This is a genomic window from Acinetobacter sp. AG1 (genome assembly GCF_001005525.1).
Taxonomy (GTDB): domain Bacteria; phylum Pseudomonadota; class Gammaproteobacteria; order Pseudomonadales; family Moraxellaceae; genus Acinetobacter; species Acinetobacter modestus.
Window position 1 is genome coordinate 44,995 of sequence record NZ_LBMZ01000115.1, and the last position, 22,760, is coordinate 67,754.

Genomic DNA, 22,760 nt, shown 5'->3' on the forward strand with positions numbered 1-22,760 from the left:
AAAGAAAACTTTTATTAATGTCGTCCTATCATAAAAAAGCAACCCACAGGTTGCTTTTCACTTATCCTTCATCACTTACTGATCAATAATATCCGTACCTTTCGGTGGCGTGAAATTAAAAACTGATGCAGGAATAGTTGGATTAACTTTTACATTAGTAAAGCGAACATTCGTTGTTTGACCTAAAGAATCTTGTAAGACCATTAAGTTAGGTGCCTTATTTGCACCAAAACTAATCGTTAAACTTTGAAATGCTCCATCCTCTTGTTTTGGATACAAAGTATAATAAAGCTTACTACGATCAGGCTGCGTTACGCGATAAGATTGCATAATCTGATTGGTATTCCCTGACAGTAAAAGCGCTGGGGTATTCGCAATTTGATCATCCAAACTTTGACGTACAGCTTGTTGAAGATCAGGATCATAAATCCAGACTACTTTACCTGTGGTCACAATCGTTTGTTTAGCAGGACTTGTGGTTTCCCAATAAAACTTTCCAGGTCGTTCAACTTTCATTGAACCTTTAAAAGTCTGATTCATATGTTGAGCAGTTAAACCTTTTTTCTGAACTGCTTTATTACTCGCAGCTACTTTGGTACTTTGTTCAAAATCTGCTGTGAATCTTTGTAATCCAGAGAGTTGTTGAACCAAACTATTCGTCGCCTGCTGAGTCGATGCAGCCACGGGTGCAGCAAATACCTGACTACTCACAACAGGAGCAAGTGTAGCTACACTTAAAGTTGTTGCATAAGCGATTTTTTTTACGAAATTCATAAAATGAACCTTCTATCAGATTTTTACTGTTATGACGACATCTTACTGTTTTTGATCATTTAAAAAATGAAGAAAAGCATTGGTTTTGTGTAATTCGTGTCGCAAAGTTCTGCATTATGTATGAAGTTACAGCCTTTATGTAGAAATTGTAATAATAAAAGTGCTTAGCGATAAAGATCCAAGAAGAATACATTTTTACTGATTATGTCTGAAATGAGAAACTGTTTATCAACAATATGCTAGACGAAAAATTAGATTTTGTTAGTCTACTATAAGCTCTATTTAGAAGTATAACGAATGAAAAGCCTTGCCTTTATTCACCGTAATGATACCCGCTTTGCCATCGGTGACTTTTATCCTGCTCTTTCCGTATTTTCCTATCAAGAGTTGGGTAATACCACTTCACCTTTTTTACTCTTAGATCATCTTGGACCTGGTATTTTAGAGCCTAAAAGTAATAAAAAAGGTGTCCACGAACACCCTCATCGTGGTTTTGAAACCGTGACCTTCGTTTTTGCTGGGGAATTAGAGCATCAAGATTCAATTGGGCACGGGGGGATTATTAAACAAGGTGATGTGCAGTGGATGACAGCTGCCTCTGGGGTACAGCATATTGAACATTTCAGCCCAGAATTCAGAGAGCAAGGCGGCTATTTTGAAATGGTGCAATTATGGGTCAATTTACCAGCTAAAGATAAAATGTCACGCCCTCGCTATCAAAGCTTATCGAATAATACGATTCCAAAAATATTATTAGAACACGATGCTGGTTATGTGCGTATTGTTGCAGGGCAATTTGAAAATATTCAAGGTATTGCTCAAACATTTAGTCCAATGAATGTGTTTGATGTTCATTTAAATAAAGGACATCAAATTATTCTGCCAGCAGCTCATGAAGATACAACATTAGTTTATTTACGTCGCGGTAAAGCGCAATTTGCTGAAGATGAAGACCTTTTAGAGGAACAAGCCATCGCGATGATGTCTAGTTTTGAAACCGATGTTTCAATCACCGCTTTAGAAAATTGCGACATCTTATTTCTATCTGCTCCACCTTTACAGGAACCTGTTAATGGGCATGGTTTTTTCGTAATGAATAGTTATGAAGAAATTCTACAAGCCTATGAAGACTTAAAAACGGGTGTATTTGGCAAGTACTAAAACTAATGATCCATTTCAAAATGAAGACCAATAAAAAACCCGCTAAAAGCGGGTTTTTTTGAACCATTAAAGCTTAAGCTTCAACAGTTACATAGCGACGGCCAAATTGACCTTTCACTTCAAATTTTACTACGCCGTCAGCAGTAGCAAATAAAGTATGGTCACGACCCATACCAACATTTGCACCAGCGTGGAATTCTGTACCACGTTGACGAACGATGATGTTACCAGCAGTTACAGTTTGACCACCGTAAACTTTAACACCTAACATCTTAGGATTCGAATCACGACCGTTCTTCGTCGATCCACCGGCTTTTTTAGTTGCCATGTCTATTTACTCCTGAGTTAGCCTGCGATACCAGTAATTTTCAACTCGGTAAACCATTGACGGTGACCTTGTTGCTTACGGTAGTGTTTACGACGACGCATTTTGATGATGCGAATTTTGTCGTGACGACCATGGCCAACTACTTCTGCAGTTACTTTTGCGCCAGCTACTACTGGAGCACCGATTTGAATGCTGTCACCGTTAACAACCATCAATACGTCATCAAACGTAATAGTTGAACCAGTTTCTGCTTTCAACAATTCTACTTTAAGGGTTTCACCCTCAACAACACGGTGCTGTTTACCACCGCTTTGGATTACTGCGTACATAATGTACTCCAACATGCCCGTGTCGTCGTGTCGATAAAGGGATATACCGAGCTTAAAACGAACGCCACTGGGGTTATACAAGGGGACAAATTTTAAGTGAAAATTGATCAAACAACAAGTCATTTTGCACAAATGCAAAGATATTGATAAGTTGCTTGGATTTTTTAATGAAATCAATTAGATTGATGTCGGCTTGTTTTGATTGATTCTGATCAAAATTTGAAATACATTTTTAAAAACAAATTGCGACAATAACAAACTGTGTTTTTATCAAGTCATAAGTAGAGTGATATCGGTTTATAGAGAATTGCCTTTATTTGCCTAAATTAAGACCAAAAAACTCACCGTCTTGTTGTAAATCACAGATTACATGACTTGTATAACTGTTTAGCAATAAATTAATTGATACACTTGGCAACATTATCCACCTATACGAGGTTTTCCTTCATATGGTTATCGATTTCAAGCAAGACATTCTCTCCCCTGTTGCGACAGATTTTGCTGCGATGGATCACCTTATCAATGAAGGTATAAGTTCTAAAGTTGGTCTTGTTATGTCTGTCAGTAAACATGTTGTTGAAGCTGGCGGTAAACGTATGCGCCCAATCATGTGTTTACTTGCTGCTCGTGCTTGCGGTGTCGCAAATATGGAACATGCTCAACATTTAGCTGCAATTATCGAAATGCTACACACTGCAACATTGGTGCATGATGATGTCGTTGATGAATCCAACTTACGCCGTGGCCGCCCAACCGCAAATGCCACTTGGAATAATCAAACTGCAGTTTTGGTCGGTGACTTTCTAATCGCGCGTGCTTTCGACTTACTAGTTGATCTCAATAACATTACCTTACTGAAAGATTTTTCAACAGGAACCTGTGAAATTGCTGAGGGGGAAGTCCTTCAACTACAATCACAACATCAACCTGAAACCACTGAAGAAACCTATCTCAAAATTATTCACGGTAAAACTTCGCGTTTATTTGAGCTTGCAACAGAAGGCGCAGCAATTTTAGCTGGCACTGAAGAATATCGAGAGCCTTTGCGTCGTTTTGCTGGTCATTTTGGTAATGCCTTCCAAATTATTGATGATATTTTGGACTACACCTCTGATGCCGACACATTAGGTAAAAATATTGGTGATGATTTAATGGAGGGTAAACCGACTTTACCGTTAATTTCAGCATTAGCTCATTCAACTGGAGATGATCATGCGATTATTCGTCGCAGTATCGCGACAGGTGGTATCGAACATTTGGACAAAGTCATTGAAATTGTTCACAACTCAGGCGGCTTAGACTACTGTCAAAAACGTGCCCAACAAGAAACGGATGCAGCTTTAGAAGCGCTTAAAGCGCTACCAGATAATGAATATCGCCAAGCACTGATTAATTTGACCTTAATGGCCTTACATCGACTTCAATAATTTTATGAGTGCCTATGCATTTAACTTTATCTGATTTATTTTTAAAAATGCAGGAACAGCTTGATCAAAACCAAGCTGTTTTAGATGAAAATACTATCATCGAATTAATTAACCGCTTACGGCCAAAAAATCCAAAGGATGCGGACGAAGTTAAACAACAGATTCAGGGCTTCATCAAAATATTATTATTGACGCCGACGTCTGCGCTCCTATTACAAAATTTCTTATTCAAACTGATTAGCCAATACAAACAGATTAGCTTATATGCTGATAGTGGTATTCTTTCATTGGATGGCTTTTGGAATCAGCTGAGTCAACGCCTTGGCGCGCACTTTCTTCCATTGGTTGAAGATGGTCAGCAGTTAAAGACTCTTATTGGAAAAGTATTTCACCAAGAAACAGATAGTCAATGGCTTGATCTGATTGAGAATCAAGACTGGATCACTATATTTAATCTGTTGGCCGAATGCCAAAGCAATACGATTGAAAAACAAATTTCTAAAAATGAGTTAATCAAAGCGATTACCGTTTTGTCTTATCGAATCAGTGGCATAGGTTTATATCCTGAATTTATTAATGCTCAGCCAGATATTATTGAATATGAATCTCCCTTCTTAGTTCAAAATCGAGAAATTGTTGAATTCATCGAGAAATATAAAAAACAAATTGATGATCAAGATGCAGTTGTTGTAATGCCACCACCTGATGCATCTCAGGCATTCGTGATGCTAGATCAATGTCGTGAAGTTGTGCTCAAAATTCGCCGTGCAACTAAACGTATTGGTGTGAGTGTTAGCTTAACCTATTTATTGTCTCTACTTGAGCAAGCAATTGATCGTATTGAACTTTTATTGAGCTTATTGGCAAGTAAGAATGAGATACGCTATCTTGCACTGGGTGAATTACTCACCGACTTCACCAAGGCACATTATGATGAAAAAAGTGTTCGTCATTTACTCAGCTCAACCAGTGAGCTGATTGCATTACAGGTCACTGAAAATGCAAGTAAAACAGGTGAACATTATGTAAGTACGGATAAAGCTGGCTTTTTTGGTATGTATAAAGCAGCAGCAGGTGCTGGTGCAATTATCGCAACGATGGCCACTTTAAAGATTTTAACTGCTCGTTTAGTGCTCGCACCTTTTACACATGCTTTTTTATATAGTATGAATTATGCATTAGGCTTCATGCTTATCCATGTCTTACACTTTACCGTTGCGACTAAACAACCCGCGATGACAGCGGCAGCACTTGCCGCAACAGTACAACATCAAAAAGGCAGTAAAACAGCTCAAATTGCTGAATTGGCTGCTCTGATTATCAACATTATTCGAACTCAATTTATTGCAATCCTCGGTAACATTTCGATTGCTATACCAGTAGCAGCTTTAATTACTTTTTTATGGCAATACAATCTACATGAACCTTTGCTTTCATCAACAAAAGCAACCAAAACCTTACATGATCTAAATCCATTTACTTCGTTAGCTGTACCCCATGCTGCAATTGCTGGAATATGCTTATTTTTCTCAGGACTACTTGCAGGCTACTTCGATAATTTGGCCGTCTACAGAAAGGTTGGTCCTCGCTTAAAACAACACCAGCGTTTGAAACGCTGGATGGGGCAACAGCGTTTAGATAAATTTGCCAATTATATTGAAACCAATCTTGGGGCTTTAGCTGGTAATTTTCTTTTTGGGATCATGCTTGGCAGTATGGGAACGATTGGTTTTATTCTTGGCTTACCTTTAGATATTCGACATATTGCCTTTGCATCTGCCAATTTTATTCAAGGCCTTATGACCATCGGTAGCCCTGATATTGGTTTAATCATCGTGTCTTTTTTAGGGGTTATGCTAATCGGCCTGACTAACTTATTTGTCAGCTTTACATTGACAATTATTGTTGCACTTCGTGCCCGCCGCGTGCGCTTCGCTCAATGGAAACCACTCGCAAAATTAGTGATGACTCATTTCTTAACTCGACCAAGTGACTTTTTTTGGCCCCCTAGCCAACCTGTACAGTTAGAAGAACAAAATAAAACTGAGCAAAAAGTGAGACATTAATCGAATTTTGTTATGTTTTTTTAATGAAGCTTATAAAAATATGAAAATGAAATTATCATAAAATTTCAAGACTTGACCAAAAGTGTACTCACGAGTACACTTCAAAACATTCGATAACCCTGAACAATGGTTAAGCAAAAAATGAGGTTCGCATGCCGTACCTACTGCTTTGTATTGGTTGCTTTTTTTTAGGATTGGGTGTGATTGGGTTCATTTTTCCAAACACATCAAATTTAGACCTTTTTAGTGTTCAAGCTTTTTTTGAACACCGTTCATTGACGCTTAACCACGTGACAATTCTACTTTCTCTATTAGGTGGGATGCCATTTTTATTATTTTTAACCACTTTTTTGTGTCTTTATCAAACTTGGATTAAAAACTATAAGAATGTGATTTTTATCACTTTGAGTGTGGGTGGAAGTATTGTGATTGGTTGGCTTCTGAAATGGAGTATTGATCGACCAAGACCCTTGGAGTTTTATCACTTAGTTCAAAGCTATGGCGCATCATTCCCAAGTGCCCATAGCCTGTATGCAGCAACCCTTGCGAGTTTAATGATGCTATTGCTTCAGCAACATAAATATCGCATTAGTGTCATTTTAGTATCTACGTTATGGTTTATTTTCATGGGGATATCTAGAGTTTACGCAGGGGTTCACTTTCCGACTGACGTACTCACGGGTTGGGGAATTGGGTTGATTTGGACTTCATTGCTTTGGTTTTGGCTGTATCAAAGCAATTTCAGCAACAATTTGTTTTTAGATAAGAAATCTAAATTGAGGTGGAATAATGATGTCGGCTAAGCTTTGGGCACCTGCCCTGACTGCTTGCGCATTAGCAACAAGCATTGCGCTTGTTGGTTGTAGCAAAGATCCTAAAAATGCACAGCAAACTGCTGCTGCACAAAAAATGCCACCTCCAGAAGTCGGTGTCATCGTTGCACAACCACAAAGCGTTGAACAAAACGTAGAACTTTCGGGTCGAACGTCTGCATATCAAATTTCAGAAGTTCGTCCACAAACAGGCGGCGTCATTTTAAAGCGTTTATTTGCTGAAGGCAGTTATGTACAAGCAGGTCAAGCACTCTATGAAATTGATGCGAATACAAATCGTGCAACTGCTGATAGTGCTCGTGCAACCTTACTGCGTCAGCAAGCAAATCTAAATGCGCTGCGTGTGAAAGAAGGTCGTTATCGTCAATTGGTTGGAACTAATGCTGTTTCTAAACAAGAATATGATGATATCAATGCTCAAGTTCAACTCGCTGAAGCAGATGTCGCAGCATCACAAGCAGCGCTTAAAAATGCTGAAATTAATTTAGGTTATTCAACTGTTCGAGCACCTATTTCAGGACAATCGAGTCGTTCATCAGTTACCTCTGGTGCTTTAGTCACAGCAAATCAAGCTGACCCTTTAGTCACGATTCAACAACTTGACCCAATCTATGTTGATATCAATCAATCAAGTGCTGAACTATTGCGTCTGCGCCAGCAACTTAGCAAAGGTAGCTTAGACAATAGCAACAATACTCGGGTAAAAATTACACTTGAAGATGGTTCTGATTATCCGTTAGAAGGACAACTTGCATTTTCTGGCGCTAGCGTTAACCCAGAAACTGGTACAGTGACTTTACGTGCGGTATTCCCAAACCCAAATCATCTGTTATTACCAGGTATGTATGCAACTGCAAAAATTTCTCAAGCAGTTCTACCGAATGCTTACTTGATTCCTCAAGCGGCTGTAACACGTTTACCAACAGGTCAAGCAATCGCACTGATCGTAAATGCGAAAGGTGCAATTGAAACTCGCCCTATCACAACAGTCGGCGTAAAAGGTCAAGATTGGATTGTGACTGAAGGCTTAAAAGTTGGTGATAAAGTTGTAGTCGATGGCGTTGCTAAGGTCAAAGAAGGACAAGAAGTTTCTGCTAAGCCTTATCAACCACAAGCAAAAGCACCTCAAGGTCAGAATGCTGCTCCTCAGGCAAGCGAACAAAAGCAGGTCAATTCACCAAAAGCTGAACAAAAAGCTACTTCACAAGCTTAAGGGGTAGATTGCATGGCTCAATTTTTTATCCATCGCCCGATTTTTGCATGGGTGATTGCGCTGGTCATTATGTTGGCGGGTATTCTCACGCTGACAAAAATGCCCGTTGCGCAATATCCAACAATTGCTCCCCCCACGGTAACGATTTCCGCAACTTATCCTGGGGCATCTGCTGAAACAGTTGAAAATACAGTTACCCAAATCATCGAACAACAAATGAATGGTTTGGATGGCTTACGTTATATTTCTTCAAACAGTGCAGGTAATGGTCAAGCATCTATCAATTTAAACTTTGAACAAGGTATTGATCCAGATATTGCTCAAGTTCAAGTTCAAAACAAACTTCAATCAGCTACAGCACTATTACCTGAAGACGTACAACGTCAAGGGGTCCGAGTGACTAAGTCTGGTGCAAGTTTTATGCAAGTTGTTGCATTTTACTCGCCAGACGGCAGCTTATCTGCATCAGATATTAAAGACTATGTAAACTCAAATATCTCTGAACCACTTAGTCGTGTTGCAGGTGTCGGTGAAGTCACTGTATTTGGTGGTTCTTATGCAATGCGTATCTGGTTAGATCCAGCGAAACTTACCAGCTTTAATCTCACACCTTCAGATGTTGCTGCGGCTATACGTTCACAAAACGCTCAAGTTGCAGTAGGTCAATTAGGTGGTGCTCCAGCAGTTCAGGGTCAAATTTTAAATGCGACTGTAAATGCACAAAGTATGTTGCAAACACCTGAGCAATTTAGAAATATTTTCCTTAAAAACACTGCGGATGGCGCACAAGTTCGTTTGAGTGATGTTGCACGTGTTGAATTAGGCTCAGATAACTATCAATTTGATTCTAAATTCAATGGTAATCCTGCGGGTGGTGTTGCAATTAAACTTGCAACGGGTGCGAATGCACTTGATACCGCTGCTGCCGTTGAAAAGCGCTTATCTGAACTACGCAATAACTACCCAAGTGGTTTAAAAGACAAACTTGCGTATGACACAACGCCATTTATTAAGCTATCTATTGAAAGTGTAGTTCATACACTGATTGAAGCTGTGGTATTGGTATTTATCGTGATGTTCCTGTTCTTACAAAACTGGCGCGCAACAATCATTCCGACCCTTGCGGTTCCTGTTGTTGTATTGGGAACATTTGCTGTTATTAATATCTTTGGCTTTTCGATCAATACGCTGACGATGTTCGCAATGGTACTAGCGATTGGTCTGTTGGTCGATGATGCGATTGTTGTAGTAGAAAACGTCGAACGTGTCATGCAAGAGGAGCACTTGGAGCCTGTAGCAGCGACTGAAAAATCGATGGGGCAAATCTCTGGTGCATTGGTTGGTATTACCAGTGTATTAACAGCGGTATTCGTACCAATGGCATTTTTTGGTGGTACAACTGGGGTTATTTATCGCCAGTTCTCAATCACTTTAGTCACTGCAATGATTTTATCTTTAATCGTTGCACTAACGTTTACCCCTGCCCTATGTGCGACTTTGTTAAAGCAACATGATCCGAACAAGCAAGAAAGTAATAATATTTTTGCGCGCTTCTTCCGTTGGTTTAACCGTAGCTTCGATAAACTTTCAGTGAAATACCAAGGTGGTGTCAATCGTATGACACACCATAAAATTTTCTCTGGGATCATTTATATCGTAGTGATTGCTGGTTTGGTTGGTCTATACAAAGTGTTGCCATCTTCTTTCTTACCAGAAGAAGACCAAGGCGTAGTTATGACTTTAGTTCAGTTGCCACCAAGCGCTAGCTTAGAACGTACTGATAAAGTTATCACCACAATGACCGATTACTTCCTGCATAAGGAAAAAGATCATGTTGATTCGATCTTTACCGTTTCTGGTTTCTCGTTCACTGGGGTCGGTCAAAATGCGGGTCTCGCCTTCATTAAATTGAAGGACTGGAGTGAACGTACAACACCTGAATCACAAATTGGTGCGATTATTCAGCGTGGTATGGCACTCAATATGATTGTAAAAGATGCTTCTTACATCATGCCATTACAATTGCCTGCTATGCCAGAATTAGGCGTATCATCAGGATTTAATATCCAGCTGAAAGATGTCAGTGGTCAAGGCCATGAAAAACTGATTGCGGCACGAAATGCAATTTTAGGTATGGCATCACAAGACAAACGTCTTGCAGGTGTTCGTCCGAACGGTCAAGAAGATACACCTCAATACAAAATCACTGTTGATCAAGCGCAAGCTGGTGCAATGGGTGTCAGTATTAGTGATATTAACAGCACCATGAGCATGGCTTGGGGTGGCTCTTATATCAATGATTTCGTTGATCGTGGTCGTGTCAAAAAAGTTTATGTCCAAGGTGAAGCGGATACTCGCATGATGCCAGAAGACCTAAACAAATGGTATGTACGCAATAACAAAGGTCAAATGGTTCCATTCTCAGCATTTGCTAAAGGCGAATGGACGTATGGTTCACCACGTTTAGAACGTTATAACGGCGTATCATCTGTCAACATTCAAGGTACTCCTGCACCGGGTGTTAGCTCTGGTGATGCGATGTTGGCAATGGAAGAAATTATTGGTAAGTTACCGTCTATGGGCTTACAAGGCTTCGACTATGAATGGACTGGATTATCTTTAGAAGAACGTGATTCTGGTAATCAGACCCTGCCTTTACTGATTCTTTCGTTATTGATTGTATTCCTATGTCTATCGGCATTATATGAAAGTTGGGCAATTCCGATTTCTGTATTATTGGTTGTACCTTTAGGTATTATCGGTGCCTTTACATTGACATGGTTGGGTATGGTGATTAAGGGCGATCCAAACCTGTCCTTTAATATTTACTTTCAAGTCGCGATCGTAGCAGTCATAGGTCTTTCTGCCAAAAATGCAATTTTAATTGTAGAATTTGCTAAAGAATTGCAGGAGCAAGGTGAAGATCTATTTGATGCAACCTTACATGCTGCAAAAATGCGTTTACGTCCAATTATCATGACAACACTTGCTTTTGGTTTTGGTGTTTTACCATTAGCCTTAGCAAGCGGTGCTGGTGCTGGTAGTCAGCACTCAGTCGGTTATGGTGTACTTGGTGGTGTAATTTCTTCAACACTTTTAGGTATCTTCTTCATCCCTGTATTCTTCGTGTGGATTCGTAGTATCTTTAAGTACAAACCTAAAACTTTAAATACTCAGGAGCATTGATCGTGATGCAAACTGTTTGGTCTATTTCCAGTCGTGGCATTGCAATCTCTGCACTCGCGCTCTCTTTGGCTGCCTGCCAAAGTATGCGTGGGCCAGAGCCTATTGTGAGCACAAATACTCCTGAAAGCTACGCGTCTTATGGTAATGCTTCTGGAAAATCGATTGCTGAACAAGGTTATAAAGACTTTTTTGCTGACCAACGTTTATTACAGGTCATTGATTTGGCTCTTGCTAATAACCGCGATTTACGTACTGCTGCATTGAATATCCAAAAAGCTCAACAGCAATATCAAATCTCAGAAAATAATCAATTGCCAACAATCGGAGCAAGTGGTAGTGCTGTGCGCCAAGTCAGCCCTTCTCGTGATCCAAATAATCCTTATTCAACTTATCAAGTTGGTTTAGGTCTCACCTCTTATGAGCTTGATTTCTGGGGACGCGTACGCAGCTTGAAAGATGCTGCATTAGACAGTTATCTTGCAACTCAAAGTTCACGTGATGCAACGCAAATCAGTTTAATCAGCCAAGTCACCCAAGCTTGGTTGAATTATTCATTTGCCAGTGCACAACTCAAACTCGCAGATCAAACCCTCAAAGCGCAACAAGATTCATTTAATCTGAATAAGAAACGTTTCGATGTAGGGATTGATAGTGAAATTCCTGTGCGTCAGGCACAAATTTCAGTTGAAACTGCGCGTAATGACGTTGCTAACTACAAAACACAAATTGCTCAAGCGCAGAACTTGTTAAACTTGCTTGTTGGTCAGCCTGTTCCTCAGAACTTGCTGCCTCAACAACAAGTGACTCGCATCACTCAGCAAAATGCGTTAAGTGCAGGCTTACCAAGTGATTTGTTAAATAACCGTCCAGACGTGAAAGCTGCCGAATATCAACTCAGTGCTGCTGGTGCGAATATTGGTGCAGCAAAAGCACAATTATTCCCAACCATTAGTTTGACTGGTTCGGCAGGTTATGCATCAACTGACTTGAGTGATTTATTCAAATCAGGAAATGCGTTATGGTCTATTGGACCAAGTATTAACATGCCAATCTTCGATTGGGGTACACGCAAAGCGAATGTGAAGATTTCTGAAACGGATCAAAAAATTGCACTTGCTAACTATGAAAAGTCAGTACAGTCTGCTTTCCGTGAAGTGAATGATGCACTTGCAACGCGTGCCAATATTGGTGATCGTTTAACAGCTCAACGTCGTTTAGTTGAAGCAACAAATACGACTTATAAACTTTCTAATGCTCGCTTCCGTGCAGGTATTGATAGTTACTTAACCGTATTAGATGCGCAACGTTCAGCATATTCGGCTGAGCAAGGTTTATTGTTGTTACAACAAGCGAACTTAAATAGCCAAGTGGAACTCTATAAAACGCTTGGTGGAGGTTTAAAAGCCAATACAAGTGAAACTGTAAACCCACAACCGTCTAGCGCACAAATTCACGCCGCTCAATAATTTTGATTATTTTGGGTTTAAAAGCTCACTTCGGTGAGCTTTTTTTATTGCAACACATGCAAATTTTTCTTATCTTCAAAGATAGCATATCAATGATTTAGACAAATACTATGTTATTAAGCAGTTTAGAATCTATGCCCGGGCATACTATTTTACGTCAGTTAGATGTTGTTTATGGCAGCACCGTTCGTAGTAAACACGTTGGTCGTGACCTTATGGCTGGTTTGAAAAACATCGTGGGTGGTGAACTGACAGGTTATACAGAATTACTTGAAGAATCTCGTCAAGAAGCAACTCAACGTATGATTGATAAAGCGCGAAGTTTGGGTGCAAATGCTGTTGTCGGAATCCGCTTCTCGACCTCAAATATCGCTCAAGGTGCATCTGAACTCTTTGTCTATGGAACAGCGGTCGTAGTCCAACCGATCACCCCAAAACTTCCTGATCCATTTAACGCTTAGGCATGTCTATGAGTGGATTAATTTTTCAGGTTATTCTTTTCTTGATTCTATTTTCAGTCGGTTGGGGATTTGGTCGTCATATCGAACAAAAACATTTACGTGAACTAGATGAAAAAGAAAAACAATTTGCCCATATTCGAATTGATACCAATCGATTTGTTGAAACATCAGCAAAGGGGCAATTGGTGAGTAGCAATGTTGTAATCTCACATGATTACTTTAAATATGTACTTGCTAATATTCAGAACTTTTTTGGTGGTCGCCTGACCAGTTATGAAAGTGTGGTTGAACGCGCACGTCGTGAAGCCATGCTCCGCCTCAAGCAAGAAGCAGATCGAATAGGCGCAAATCATATTATGGGAGTTCGTCTTAGTACCACAGAATTAGGTATGCAAGGTGGTATGGTTGAAGTATTTGCTTATGGTACGGCAGTCCATCATTAACATTAAAAAAATCCTGTGCAACTCACAGGATTTTTTATTCTACGTTGCAAAAATCGCTTGCCAATAGTGATAGGTTTTTTCTTCCCCATTCTCTAACTTAAACTCGTATGACATCTGGCGCGTCTCAGTAATTTCAAACTCAACAGGATGCTTGAATAAACCACCAGCATAAGCAAAGGTATGATATTCACCATTCTCACCACAGAGATCAACTTCACTTGGCATTCGTGCAATCAGTTCAGCATCAATATCTTGACCAATAAACGACTCATCGAGCTTACTGGCATCAGTCACAATAATTCTAGTTTTAATACCTGAGTCTAAAAAATCTTGCATCACTTCGTTCGAATTAAGATTCCAGATCGGTTCAACGACTTCAATCCCTAAAGGATGCAATCGATCTTCTCGATATTTGCGTACATCGCTCAGGTAAATATCACCAAAGATAAAGTGTTCAACACCTTGCGCTTTAAAATGATTGGCAGCATCTAACATACGCTGCTCATACACAGGCAGATTTTTGGGTAAAAATACAGGATAAAGTGGAATCCCAATACTTTCAGCTTGCTTCATCAATAATAAAAATGGAATCGCATGCATGGAAGACAATTCAGTTTCTTCATTTACTGTAGTTAATAAGGCAACTACCTCAAATTCATCCTGCTGTAATACTTTATACAATGCCAAAGATGAATCTTTACCACCACTCCAATTGAAAACGGCTTTCTTGCGCTTATTCACACTCATTTCACTTTCATTTTGCGAATCATCTTATATAACAAGTTTGGTGATAATCGAGAGACCAAGACACCCAATTGTTCCTTTTTCCCACCAACAACAATATATTCATCTCCTGCCATCAAAGATTCAACGACACGTTCTGCAAATACATCTGCTTCTAAACCATTTTCAATCGCTTCATCTTGATGCCCTTGTGGTTTGCCCTCACCATTTAAAGCATTAAATGAAACATTGGTTTTAACAAAACCAGGAAAGACCACTGAAACCGCTATTCCCTCTTTAGCGATTTCCGCACGTAAACTATTGGCCCACATGTGAATTGCAGCCTTAGCCGCAGAATAAGTCGCACGATATTGGGTTCCCAAAAGACCCGCCACACTCGAAATAAACACTACCCGACCTGATTTTTGTTTGAGCAAAGTTGGTAATACGGTTTTGGTAAAGAACACTTGTGAGAAATAATCCACTTCCATGATGGCACGTTCAGTGTGCATACTCGTTTCTTCAATCAACGCACGCTGACTCAAGCCTGCATTATTAATCAGCCAATCAATACGTCCTTTAGTAGCGAGAACTTGTTCATGTGCATGGCGGACTTGAGCCTCATCGGTAATATCAGCAGCGATTGAAAGATGCTGTTCAGGCTTAAGTAAACCCACTCGAACCGATTCCAACTCATCATAACGGCGTGAAGTCAGTACAACTTGAGCACCTTGTAAAGCGCACTCCCGTGCCAAAGCTTTACCTAAACCTGAAGATGCACCTGTAATCCATACGACTTTATTTTCAAGACTTTTAAGTTTCGCCATGTCATATATCTCCTTTATTTATGCAGGGTGACGCATAAATTTAAGAAAGTAATCTACATAAGTTGCCGCAACCTGTTGATCAAGTTGAGTACCTAATTTCTCTAAACGCTTATACCCTAAATGAGTCGTCATATTAATTACGCCATTTAAAGTTTTATCGACTACAAAATTAAATTTTAAGCTCTTTTTAGGCTCACGAATTAAATGAGTTACTCCAACATCAATCACTTCTGTCAGTAATTTAAGTGAATTCGCAATTTCCCGACTTTCACCTTCAGCCAATTTTTGACTCGAAGCTTTAACCTGTTGAGTCAACTGTTGCTCAATCGGATAAGTCATATATACCGACTCATCTTCAACTCGAATTGTTTTAGATAAATATTCAACCAATGGAACTAGACGATCATTGCCAAAGAATGACACTGACCATGGCATATATTTTCGGATTGCTTCTAAAATCTGCTGAATCACTTTTTCAGATTCACCTGTGAGTGAGTGATGTTGATTGTCTTGTAATAGCACCATAAAAACTTGTTCAATCACTTCACATGCAATTTCAGATAAAACTGCCCCCAATGCATTTGCTTGGCTTTCTTTACTACCTTGTAAGAGCTGCGTACGGATATGAGCAAATCGCGCGTATGTATCGGCATGAATATTTAAAAAAACATCAGTTTTCATTCTAATAACCCTATTCTAGATTCCATAAAATAAGGGCTTATTTAATAAGCCCTTATTCATCCTTAGATTCTGTTTTTCTTTCATTTTTGGCTTTTCAAGTGCTGAATTTACCACATTCTATTCACGATCAACATGCATAAATGCCAAAAAGTGATTAACGCAATCTGTTGCCGTATTTGAATCTACTTGGTTACTCATTTTCTCTAAACGCTTATAACTGAGTTGTGCTGTTATATGAATCACCCCATTTAAAGTTTTATCCACCACCTTATTGAAATTTAGGCATTTTTTTGGCTCACGAATTAGATTAGTTACACCTAAGTCTACAATCTGAATCAAAGTATGGAACACATCAGCCATATCATTGATTTCATTGTTTTTGATCTGTGCAACTAACGCGTGTGCCTGTAGTACTAGGTTTCGATCAATGGGATAAGATACATAAACTTGCTGATCATGATATTTAATCATATTAGAAAAATAGTTCACAAAAGGACAAAGCCGCTCATTACCAAATAGTGCGATTGACCAAGGCATATATCGACGTACTGCACCAATAATTTGTTGAATTACTTTTTCAGATTCAGTCTTATATTTCTGCGATATCGCTGTAGGTTGACTATTTTGAATCAATAATACTGAAAAAACTTGTTCTACGATGTCACAAGCAATTTCTGAAAGTACCTCACCTAGAACTCTAGATTGACTCGCACTCGTTCCATCATTGAGTTGCTGACGAATCGTCTCAAACTTATCATAAGTTACTTCATTGATTTTTAATAGAATTGAATAACTCATCGTAACCGTCCTTTTTTAAGTTTTAATATTTTTATATCGTTGTTTTATGCTTAAACATTTTTAATTGTGTGATGTAACACACATAAATCTAACTTTTTTCAAGAAAAAAACCAACTATTTTCATCAACTTTTTTTGATGAAAATATTCATCATTTTTTTGCTACAATAGATCTAATTTTTTATTCAATTTTAATCTTCTGTACTATGACTGACGCTCAATCTGCTCAAAATATTGCAACTACTTACGATCCAACTGAGATCGAAAAGAAGTGGTACCAAATCTGGGAACAACAAGGTTATTTCAAACCCTCAGGTCAAGGTGAATCATTCTGTATCATGATTCCACCACCAAACGTCACGGGCAGCTTGCACATGGGTCATGGTTTTAACAATGCCATCATGGATGCTTTGACTCGCTATAACCGTATGTCTGGTAAAAATACCTTATGGCAACCGGGTACTGACCATGCCGGTATTGCAACACAAATGGTAGTAGAACGTCAGCTTGGCGCACAAAACATCAGCCGTCATGACTTAGGTCGTGAAAAGTTCATTGAAAAGATTTGGGAATGGAAAGAACAATCTGGTGGTACAATTACTCGTCAAATTCGCCGTTTAGGTTCTTCTGTTGACTGGTCACGTGAACGTTTCACCATGGATGAAGGCTTATCGAATGCAGTGAAAGAAGTCTTCGTTAAACTACATGAAGATGGCTTAATTTACCGCGGTAAACGTTTGGTAAACTGGGATCCAAAATTACAAACTGCCCTTTCTGATCTTGAAGTTGAATCAGACAAAGAAGAAGCAGGCTCATTGTGGCACTTCAAATACTTCTTTGAAGACAAATCACTCCGCACGCACGATGGTAAAGATCACATTGTTGTCGCAACTACACGTCCTGAAACTTTATTAGGCGATACCGCCGTTGCTGTTGCACTTGATGATGAGCGTTATTCACACCTTGTAGGTCAGAACATTATCCTGCCAATTACAGGTCGTGCAGTTCCAATTGTTAAAGATGAATATGTTGATAAAGAATTCGGTACAGGCTGTGTAAAAATTACGCCTGCACATGATTTCAATGACTATGAAGTTGGTAAGCGTTGTGAATTGCCAATCATCAATATCTTCAATAAAAATGCAGAAGTTTTGGCTGAGTTTGAATACATCGCCAAAGCAGGCGAACAGATTTCTAAAACCATTGCTGCACCAGCAGACTACATTGGTTTAGAGCGTTTTGCTGCACGTAAGAAATTGGTTGAACAAGCTGAAGCTGAAGGCTGGTTAGATCAAATTCAACCTTATACGCTTAAACCACCTCGCGGTGACCGTTCAGGTGTGATCGTTGAGCCATTATTGACTGACCAATGGTATGTCAAAATTGCACCGCTTGCTGAGCCAGCTATTAAAGCGGTGAAAGATGGTGACATCAAATTTGTACCTGAGCAGTACAGCAACATGTACATGGCGTGGATGAACAACATTCAAGACTGGTGTATTTCACGTCAGCTTTGGTGGGGTCATCGTATTCCAGCTTGGTACGATGCTGAAGGTAATGTATTCGTTGGTCGTGACGAAGCAGAAGTTCGTGCCAATAACAACATCCCTACTGATGTTGTATTGAGTCAAGATGAAGATGTATTGGATACATGGTTCTCTTCTGCACTTTGGACATTCTCAACTTTAGGTTGGACTGGCGACAAAGCAAAAGATGCGGAAAACTATTTCCTCAATACCTTCCACCCGACTGATGTATTAGTGACTGGTTTTGACATTATCTTCTTCTGGGTTGCACGCATGATCATGATGACCATGCACTTCATGAAAAATGAAGATGGTACGTCACAAGTTCCGTTCAAAACTGTCTATGTACATGGTTTAGTTCGTGATGGCGAAGGTCAGAAGATGTCTAAGTCGAAAGGTAACGTACTTGACCCACTCGACTTGATTGATGGTGTAGATCTTGAAACTTTAGTACAAAAACGTACTACAGGTTTAATGAACCCGAAACAAGCAGCGAAGATTGAAAAATCAACCCGTAAAGAATTCCCAGAAGGCATTCAGGCTTACGGTACAGACGCCGTTCGTTTCACCTTCTGTGCACTTGCGAACACGGGTCGCGACATCAAATTCGATATGAAGCGTGTTGAAGGTTATCGTAACTTTTGTAATAAAATCTGGAACGCAACCCGTTTCGTATTAATGAATGTTGAAGGTCAAACCGTTGGTCAAACTGCTCGTCCTGATCTTTGGGAGTTACCTGAACAATGGATTATCAGCCGTCTACAAAAAGCTGAAGCTGCGGTTCAACAAGCCTTTGCAACCTACCGTTTAGATTTAGCTGCACAAGCGATCTACGACTTTATTTGGAATGAATACTGCGATTGGTATGTAGAACTCACCAAACCAGTATTGAACGATGCTGAAGTGTCTGAAGAGCGTAAAGCTGAAGTTCGTCGTGTGTTATTGGCAGTGATGGAAGCGTCTTTACGTTTAGCTCACCCGATTATGCCGTACTTGACTGAAGAAATTTGGCAAACTCTTGCGCCAATGCTCGGTATTGAAGGCAAAACCATTATGACTGCGGCATATCCTGTGCCTGCTCAAGAGAAAATCAATGAGCAAGCTGAAGCGGACATGCAATGGTTACAAGGTTTGATTGGTGCGGTGCGTAACATCCGTGGTGAAATGGGCTTAGGTAATGCACGTTTATTACCAGTGTTGCTTCAAAACACAACGGAAGCTGAAAAAGCACAGATCACACGTATTGAAGCGCTCTTTAAAGCTCTAGCAAAAGTAGAAAGCATTACTTTCTTGGCTGATGCTGAGCAACCACCATTGTCATCTTCATCTGTTGTGGGTCACGTGTCTGTATTTGTTCCAATGAAAGGTTTAATTGACCCGAAAGCGGAACTTGGTCGCCTACAAAAAGACTTAGACAAAGTTCAAAAGCAACATGATCAAATTGCAACTAAACTGGGCAATGAAGGTTTTGTGGCGAAAGCACCTGCTGCTGTAGTTGAAGGTGAAAAAGCGAAATTGGCTGAATTTGCTGATCAGTTAGTGAAGATTAAAGCGAATATGGAGCAGATTGCAGCGCTTTAATGCTGTAATTTGATTCAAAAAATCCCCTCTTAGTGAGGGGATTTTTTAGTCATCATCTTCATCTGGACATACATTAATATCGTTATATAGGAACAGTTTATCAATTAATTCTTCAGGATATTTTTGTTTAAGAAAATTATATGTGCTAACTTTTGTTGCTCCCCAAGAATCTTCAGAATTTATAAAACTACGATCAAAATATTTATCAATGTCAACCAGCATCATTAAGTTACGAAGAAAACCTATAATTGTATTGTTTTTTTGAAATTCGTAATTTTTATTCATCTCAATAATTGTTTTATCCAGCTCATCTAAGCTAAAAATACCAAATTTATTTAATTCTTCAATAATTTGTTTCATTGGTTGTTGGTATTTATTATAAGAACCCAAATAATCTGAATATTTATTGTTAAAAAACTCTTCTAGACCAACACTAGTTAATTCATAATTTAATTCATTCTTTTTAATGTCTGAATTTAATTTTTTTACATATTCTTCAATCTCTACTGTTAGCCTATTAAACTCTAAATCTGCTGACTCAAGTAAGCCTGATAGTAATTTAAAGCGGCGATTAATATCAGATGGTAGTTTTCCACCTAATTTATATCCTCGATCATGCTCAATTTCAGCCCATGCATGTTCTAATGCTGTTCGAACTTGAATCTCGAAACAAAGACCTTTGTATGCGGAAAACTCTGGTAACTTTTCTCGACTTTTACCCACATCACACACAAAATGAACAGATCTATAACCTACCTTTTCTTCACCTAATTTTTCAGATTTGTTCACGCTATCAGCTTTATGCACATTAAACATTGATTCAATGAGATTACAAACTTTTTGCACATCCGACTCAACCAAAGTAATAACTCGAACACCTGCCAAATCAGTCATTAACTCAGGACTGTAATCTTTTTCAGTTAACTTATCTTGAATTTTCTTTAAAAAACTTTTCTTAGTTTTTGAGCGATAAGGAACATCTACAAAACTAATCTTTTGTGAAATTAATGAATTCTTTAATGTGACGGCAATAATTTCTGCTAATCCTTTGTAAGGATCAATATTATTGTCATACCACAATCCATGATCTTCTTTAGCTTTGATTTCAACTTTAGAATTCACCCCAACCCCTTAATTTATTTAAATTATCTTATTACCCATTACTATAATCTAAATATTCTTTTTATTAAATTTAATTCTTTACCCTCACCCCAGCCCTCTCCAATAGGGAGAGGGAGCTTCATTTGATTTAATCCCTATATAAATTTCACAATGGAGTTGGTTAGGGAGAGGTGCTTTTGCTTTTAAGTTCAAAGCACACTCGCCACAAATCCTCCAACACCACATCCGTCCGCCCCAACACATCATGATTCCAATACCGAACAACAGTTAAACCCAAAGCCTCTAAAAATTTAGTCCGCTCAGTATCATATTCAATGGCTTCATCTGTTCCATGCTGACCCCCATCCAACTCAATCACTAAACCCAATTCATGGCAATAAAAATCCATAATATACGGCGCAATCACATGCTGTCTGCGAAATTTGAGATTCATAAATCGTTTAGCACGGAGTAATTGCCACATCAGATGTTCAGCATCTGTAGCATTGCTCCGCATGGTTTTAGCGAATTCTAATAATTTCGGATCTAGTTTCATTTTTTATTATTACCTCTCCCTAGCCCTCTCCTACAAGGAGAGGGAACGTTCATTATAAATTTTATGCAGACATATAATAATCACTTGCGACTCCCTCTCCCAATCGAAGAGGGAACTTTGATGCTAAATTGATTTGTTATTGCAAAGCATTTTATTCGTTCAATTTACAGCGTAAAAATTATGGATGATATCTAATCAATACTAGAAATCCCCTCTCCTTTCAGGAGAGGGTTAGGGAGAGGTTATAGTGCCCCATGCCCCAACAACATCTCCACCCCACTCAAATTTTTCATATGCTTTAGACGTTCCTTTTCCCACTTCAACTGCTGCTTTAACTCAGCACAATCCGCATCTATCGCTTTATAAACATCACTGATATGCAAATGTTCGACATTTACTTTCTTCACCAACTGAAAAGAATCCAGAATTTCGTCAATTTGACTTTCAAGCTGCTGACTTTGCGCATCCAAAGCCAATTTATAAAACTTCACTTGCTCCGCAGATAACTCTTTCGCCCCTACACCGTTATTCTGTTCAAGCTGTAATTGGAGTTTCAACAAATAAAACAAATCCTGCTGTTCATAAGCCTGACTTGCCTGCTGAAATAACTCAGTTTTTTCTTCCTTCTTGGTCTCGTCTCGCTCACGGTCAGGATGAATCATCGCAGCAATCTTTAAATACACGGTTTTCAACGACTGTGCTGCCATCTGCTCAGCTTGTTCACGTTTTTGTTGTTGTCTCAGTTGTTTGGCCTGCTCACGTGCTTGTTGCTGCTCAGCAGCATATTGCTCAAAATCATCTTCAAATGATGCTGTTTGCTCATCACTTTCAGGTAGATCGACTTTTAGTTGCTGCACTTTTTTAGTTTTCTTTGCTGACTGCTGTGCATGTTGGTGATAAAAGATATCAATCTGCTTCACTAGCTTTAATTGTTCTTCATCCAACATTTTGGAACGTTTTAACATGTGCACAAGCTGAGCGATTTTTTCATCCAGTTGCTGTAGATTAGCTTTGGAAAACTCATGGCTGTGTAACATATTCCAAAGTCGTTCTAACTGCTGAAATAATATTTCATAGAGTTCGCTATACACGGGCAAAAGTTTTTGCCGAGTATGTTGCTGAATTTCAGCTTGGGCATTTTTCCACATGCTAAGGCTAATTTTTTGCTGTTCAATTTTATCGATGAGACGATTCAGCTTTTTCTGCTGTGCAGAAGGTTCAGCCCTTTGCTTTAAACTAACTTTGAGATCAAAGGACATACTCATTCACCTAAAAATTTTAA

20 protein-coding genes are annotated in these 22,760 nt (G+C 39.1%); 10 read left to right on the plus strand and 10 right to left on the minus strand.

Annotated elements, in window-relative coordinates:
- Window positions 1-75: 75 nt before the first annotated feature.
- The gene (gene lolA / locus AAV96_RS11385; RefSeq protein ID WP_004664497.1) at window positions 76-774 is read right to left on the minus strand and encodes an outer membrane lipoprotein chaperone LolA; all 699 of its coding nucleotides are present in this window, start codon (window positions 772-774) and stop codon (window positions 76-78) included.
- Between the two features lie 297 nt (window positions 775-1,071).
- Here lolA and AAV96_RS11390 point away from each other — a divergent pair, with 297 nt between their 5' ends.
- Window positions 1,072-1,935, plus strand: coding sequence for a pirin family protein (locus AAV96_RS11390; RefSeq protein WP_046739376.1), 864 nt, complete (start codon window positions 1,072-1,074; stop codon window positions 1,933-1,935).
- A gap of 73 nt (window positions 1,936-2,008) precedes the next feature.
- On the opposite strand, the gene rpmA is transcribed toward AAV96_RS11390, so the two are convergent.
- Entirely contained in the window at window positions 2,009-2,263 is a 255-nt protein-coding gene (gene rpmA / locus AAV96_RS11395; RefSeq protein ID WP_004640422.1) for a 50S ribosomal protein L27, read from the minus strand.
- 17 nt (window positions 2,264-2,280) lie between these two features.
- On the minus strand, window positions 2,281-2,592 hold the full coding sequence (gene rplU / locus AAV96_RS11400) for a 50S ribosomal protein L21 (protein ID WP_004664501.1): 312 nt from the start codon (window positions 2,590-2,592) through the stop codon (window positions 2,281-2,283).
- A gap of 449 nt (window positions 2,593-3,041) precedes the next feature.
- Between rplU and sdsA the strand changes: the two genes are divergently transcribed.
- From sdsA to AAV96_RS11440, 8 genes are all read left to right on the plus strand, one after another.
- Window positions 3,042-4,019, plus strand: coding sequence for an All-trans-nonaprenyl-diphosphate synthase (gene sdsA, locus AAV96_RS11405; protein ID WP_046739377.1), 978 nt, complete (start codon window positions 3,042-3,044; stop codon window positions 4,017-4,019).
- A 14-nt stretch (window positions 4,020-4,033) separates the two neighbouring features.
- A complete protein-coding gene (locus tag AAV96_RS11410) occupies window positions 4,034-6,085 on the plus strand; it encodes a site-specific recombinase (protein WP_046739378.1) in 2,052 nt (683 codons plus the stop codon).
- A gap of 152 nt (window positions 6,086-6,237) precedes the next feature.
- Window positions 6,238-6,888, plus strand: a complete 651-nt coding sequence (locus tag AAV96_RS11415; protein WP_004664505.1) for a phosphatase PAP2 family protein — start codon at window positions 6,238-6,240, stop codon at window positions 6,886-6,888.
- On the plus strand, window positions 6,875-8,131 hold the full coding sequence (locus tag AAV96_RS11420; protein WP_005214172.1) for an efflux RND transporter periplasmic adaptor subunit: 1,257 nt from the start codon (window positions 6,875-6,877) through the stop codon (window positions 8,129-8,131). The genes AAV96_RS11415 and AAV96_RS11420 overlap by 14 nt, the downstream gene beginning before the upstream one ends.
- A 12-nt stretch (window positions 8,132-8,143) precedes the next feature.
- A complete protein-coding gene (gene adeJ / locus AAV96_RS11425) occupies window positions 8,144-11,317 on the plus strand; it encodes a multidrug efflux RND transporter permease subunit AdeJ (protein ID WP_004664507.1) in 3,174 nt (1,057 codons plus the stop codon).
- 5 nt (window positions 11,318-11,322) lie between these two features.
- Window positions 11,323-12,783, plus strand: coding sequence for a multidrug efflux RND transporter AdeIJK outer membrane channel subunit AdeK (gene adeK, locus AAV96_RS11430; protein WP_046739406.1), 1,461 nt, complete (start codon window positions 11,323-11,325; stop codon window positions 12,781-12,783).
- Window positions 12,784-12,893: 110 nt separating this feature from the next.
- Complete coding sequence (locus tag AAV96_RS11435) at window positions 12,894-13,244, plus strand: YbjQ family protein (RefSeq protein ID WP_004664510.1); 351 nt, start codon at window positions 12,894-12,896, stop codon at window positions 13,242-13,244.
- A gap of 8 nt (window positions 13,245-13,252) precedes the next feature.
- A complete protein-coding gene (locus AAV96_RS11440; protein WP_004664511.1) occupies window positions 13,253-13,687 on the plus strand; it encodes a YbjQ family protein in 435 nt (144 codons plus the stop codon).
- 39 nt (window positions 13,688-13,726) lie between these two features.
- Here the strand turns inward: AAV96_RS11440 and AAV96_RS11445 are convergent, their stop codons facing one another.
- The 4 genes from AAV96_RS11445 to AAV96_RS11460 form a co-directional block, all read right to left on the minus strand.
- Window positions 13,727-14,434: an ATP-binding domain-containing protein gene (locus tag AAV96_RS11445; protein ID WP_046739379.1), complete on the minus strand. Its 708-nt coding sequence runs from the start codon at window positions 14,432-14,434 to the stop codon at window positions 13,727-13,729.
- Window positions 14,431-15,237 (minus strand): SDR family NAD(P)-dependent oxidoreductase, encoded by an 807-nt coding sequence (locus AAV96_RS11450; RefSeq protein WP_046739380.1) that lies wholly within the window; start codon window positions 15,235-15,237, stop codon window positions 14,431-14,433. The genes AAV96_RS11445 and AAV96_RS11450 overlap by 4 nt, the downstream gene beginning before the upstream one ends.
- Window positions 15,238-15,255: 18 nt before the next feature.
- Window positions 15,256-15,918: a hypothetical protein gene (locus tag AAV96_RS11455; RefSeq protein WP_005214182.1), complete on the minus strand. Its 663-nt coding sequence runs from the start codon at window positions 15,916-15,918 to the stop codon at window positions 15,256-15,258.
- 117 nt (window positions 15,919-16,035) lie between these two features.
- A complete protein-coding gene (locus AAV96_RS11460) occupies window positions 16,036-16,716 on the minus strand; it encodes a hypothetical protein (protein ID WP_046739381.1) in 681 nt (226 codons plus the stop codon).
- A gap of 204 nt (window positions 16,717-16,920) precedes the next feature.
- On the opposite strand from AAV96_RS11460, the gene AAV96_RS11465 reads away from it, so the two are divergent.
- The gene (locus AAV96_RS11465; protein WP_046739382.1) at window positions 16,921-19,821 is read left to right on the plus strand and encodes a valine--tRNA ligase; all 2,901 of its coding nucleotides are present in this window, start codon (window positions 16,921-16,923) and stop codon (window positions 19,819-19,821) included.
- A gap of 45 nt (window positions 19,822-19,866) precedes the next feature.
- Here AAV96_RS11465 and AAV96_RS17800 read toward each other — a convergent pair whose 3' ends face one another.
- The 3 genes from AAV96_RS17800 to AAV96_RS11480 all read right to left on the minus strand — a co-directional run bounded on the left by AAV96_RS17800 (window position 19,867) and on the right by AAV96_RS11480 (window position 22,737).
- Window positions 19,867-20,943, minus strand: a complete 1,077-nt coding sequence (locus tag AAV96_RS17800; protein ID WP_052750601.1) for a GTP pyrophosphokinase family protein — start codon at window positions 20,941-20,943, stop codon at window positions 19,867-19,869.
- A 160-nt stretch (window positions 20,944-21,103) separates the two neighbouring features.
- The gene (locus tag AAV96_RS11475) at window positions 21,104-21,478 is read right to left on the minus strand and encodes an endonuclease domain-containing protein (protein WP_046739383.1); all 375 of its coding nucleotides are present in this window, start codon (window positions 21,476-21,478) and stop codon (window positions 21,104-21,106) included.
- Window positions 21,479-21,720: 242 nt separating this feature from the next.
- Entirely contained in the window at window positions 21,721-22,737 is a 1,017-nt protein-coding gene (locus AAV96_RS11480) for a hypothetical protein (protein ID WP_046739384.1), read from the minus strand.
- Between the last annotated feature and the right edge of the window lie 23 nt (window positions 22,738-22,760).

Bases quoted from the DNA above. Each gene is read 5' to 3' on its own strand.
- AAV96_RS11440 (WP_004664511.1), top strand. From the start codon at position 13,253: ATGAGTGGATTAATTTTTCAGGTTATTCTTTTCTTGATTCTATTTTCA.
- AAV96_RS11480 (WP_046739384.1), bottom strand. From the start codon at position 22,737: ATGTCCTTTGATCTCAAAGTTAGTTTAAAGCAAAGGGCTGAACCTTCT.
- rplU (WP_004664501.1), bottom strand. From the start codon at position 2,592: ATGTACGCAGTAATCCAAAGCGGTGGTAAACAGCACCGTGTTGTTGAG.
- AAV96_RS11420 (WP_005214172.1), top strand. From the start codon at position 6,875: ATGATGTCGGCTAAGCTTTGGGCACCTGCCCTGACTGCTTGCGCATTA.
- AAV96_RS11465 (WP_046739382.1), top strand. From the start codon at position 16,921: ATGACTGACGCTCAATCTGCTCAAAATATTGCAACTACTTACGATCCA.
- AAV96_RS11460 (WP_046739381.1), bottom strand. From the start codon at position 16,716: ATGAGTTATTCAATTCTATTAAAAATCAATGAAGTAACTTATGATAAG.
- rpmA (WP_004640422.1), bottom strand. From the start codon at position 2,263: ATGGCAACTAAAAAAGCCGGTGGATCGACGAAGAACGGTCGTGATTCG.
- AAV96_RS11410 (WP_046739378.1), top strand. From the start codon at position 4,034: ATGCATTTAACTTTATCTGATTTATTTTTAAAAATGCAGGAACAGCTT.
- AAV96_RS11450 (WP_046739380.1), bottom strand. From the start codon at position 15,237: ATGGCGAAACTTAAAAGTCTTGAAAATAAAGTCGTATGGATTACAGGT.
- lolA (WP_004664497.1), bottom strand. From the start codon at position 774: ATGAATTTCGTAAAAAAAATCGCTTATGCAACAACTTTAAGTGTAGCT.
- adeK (WP_046739406.1), top strand. From the start codon at position 11,323: ATGCAAACTGTTTGGTCTATTTCCAGTCGTGGCATTGCAATCTCTGCA.
- AAV96_RS11435 (WP_004664510.1), top strand. From the start codon at position 12,894: ATGTTATTAAGCAGTTTAGAATCTATGCCCGGGCATACTATTTTACGT.
- adeJ (WP_004664507.1), top strand. From the start codon at position 8,144: ATGGCTCAATTTTTTATCCATCGCCCGATTTTTGCATGGGTGATTGCG.
- AAV96_RS11415 (WP_004664505.1), top strand. From the start codon at position 6,238: ATGCCGTACCTACTGCTTTGTATTGGTTGCTTTTTTTTAGGATTGGGT.
- AAV96_RS11475 (WP_046739383.1), bottom strand. From the start codon at position 21,478: ATGAAACTAGATCCGAAATTATTAGAATTCGCTAAAACCATGCGGAGC.
- sdsA (WP_046739377.1), top strand. From the start codon at position 3,042: ATGGTTATCGATTTCAAGCAAGACATTCTCTCCCCTGTTGCGACAGAT.
- AAV96_RS11445 (WP_046739379.1), bottom strand. From the start codon at position 14,434: ATGAGTGTGAATAAGCGCAAGAAAGCCGTTTTCAATTGGAGTGGTGGT.
- AAV96_RS11455 (WP_005214182.1), bottom strand. From the start codon at position 15,918: ATGAAAACTGATGTTTTTTTAAATATTCATGCCGATACATACGCGCGA.
- AAV96_RS11390 (WP_046739376.1), top strand. From the start codon at position 1,072: ATGAAAAGCCTTGCCTTTATTCACCGTAATGATACCCGCTTTGCCATC.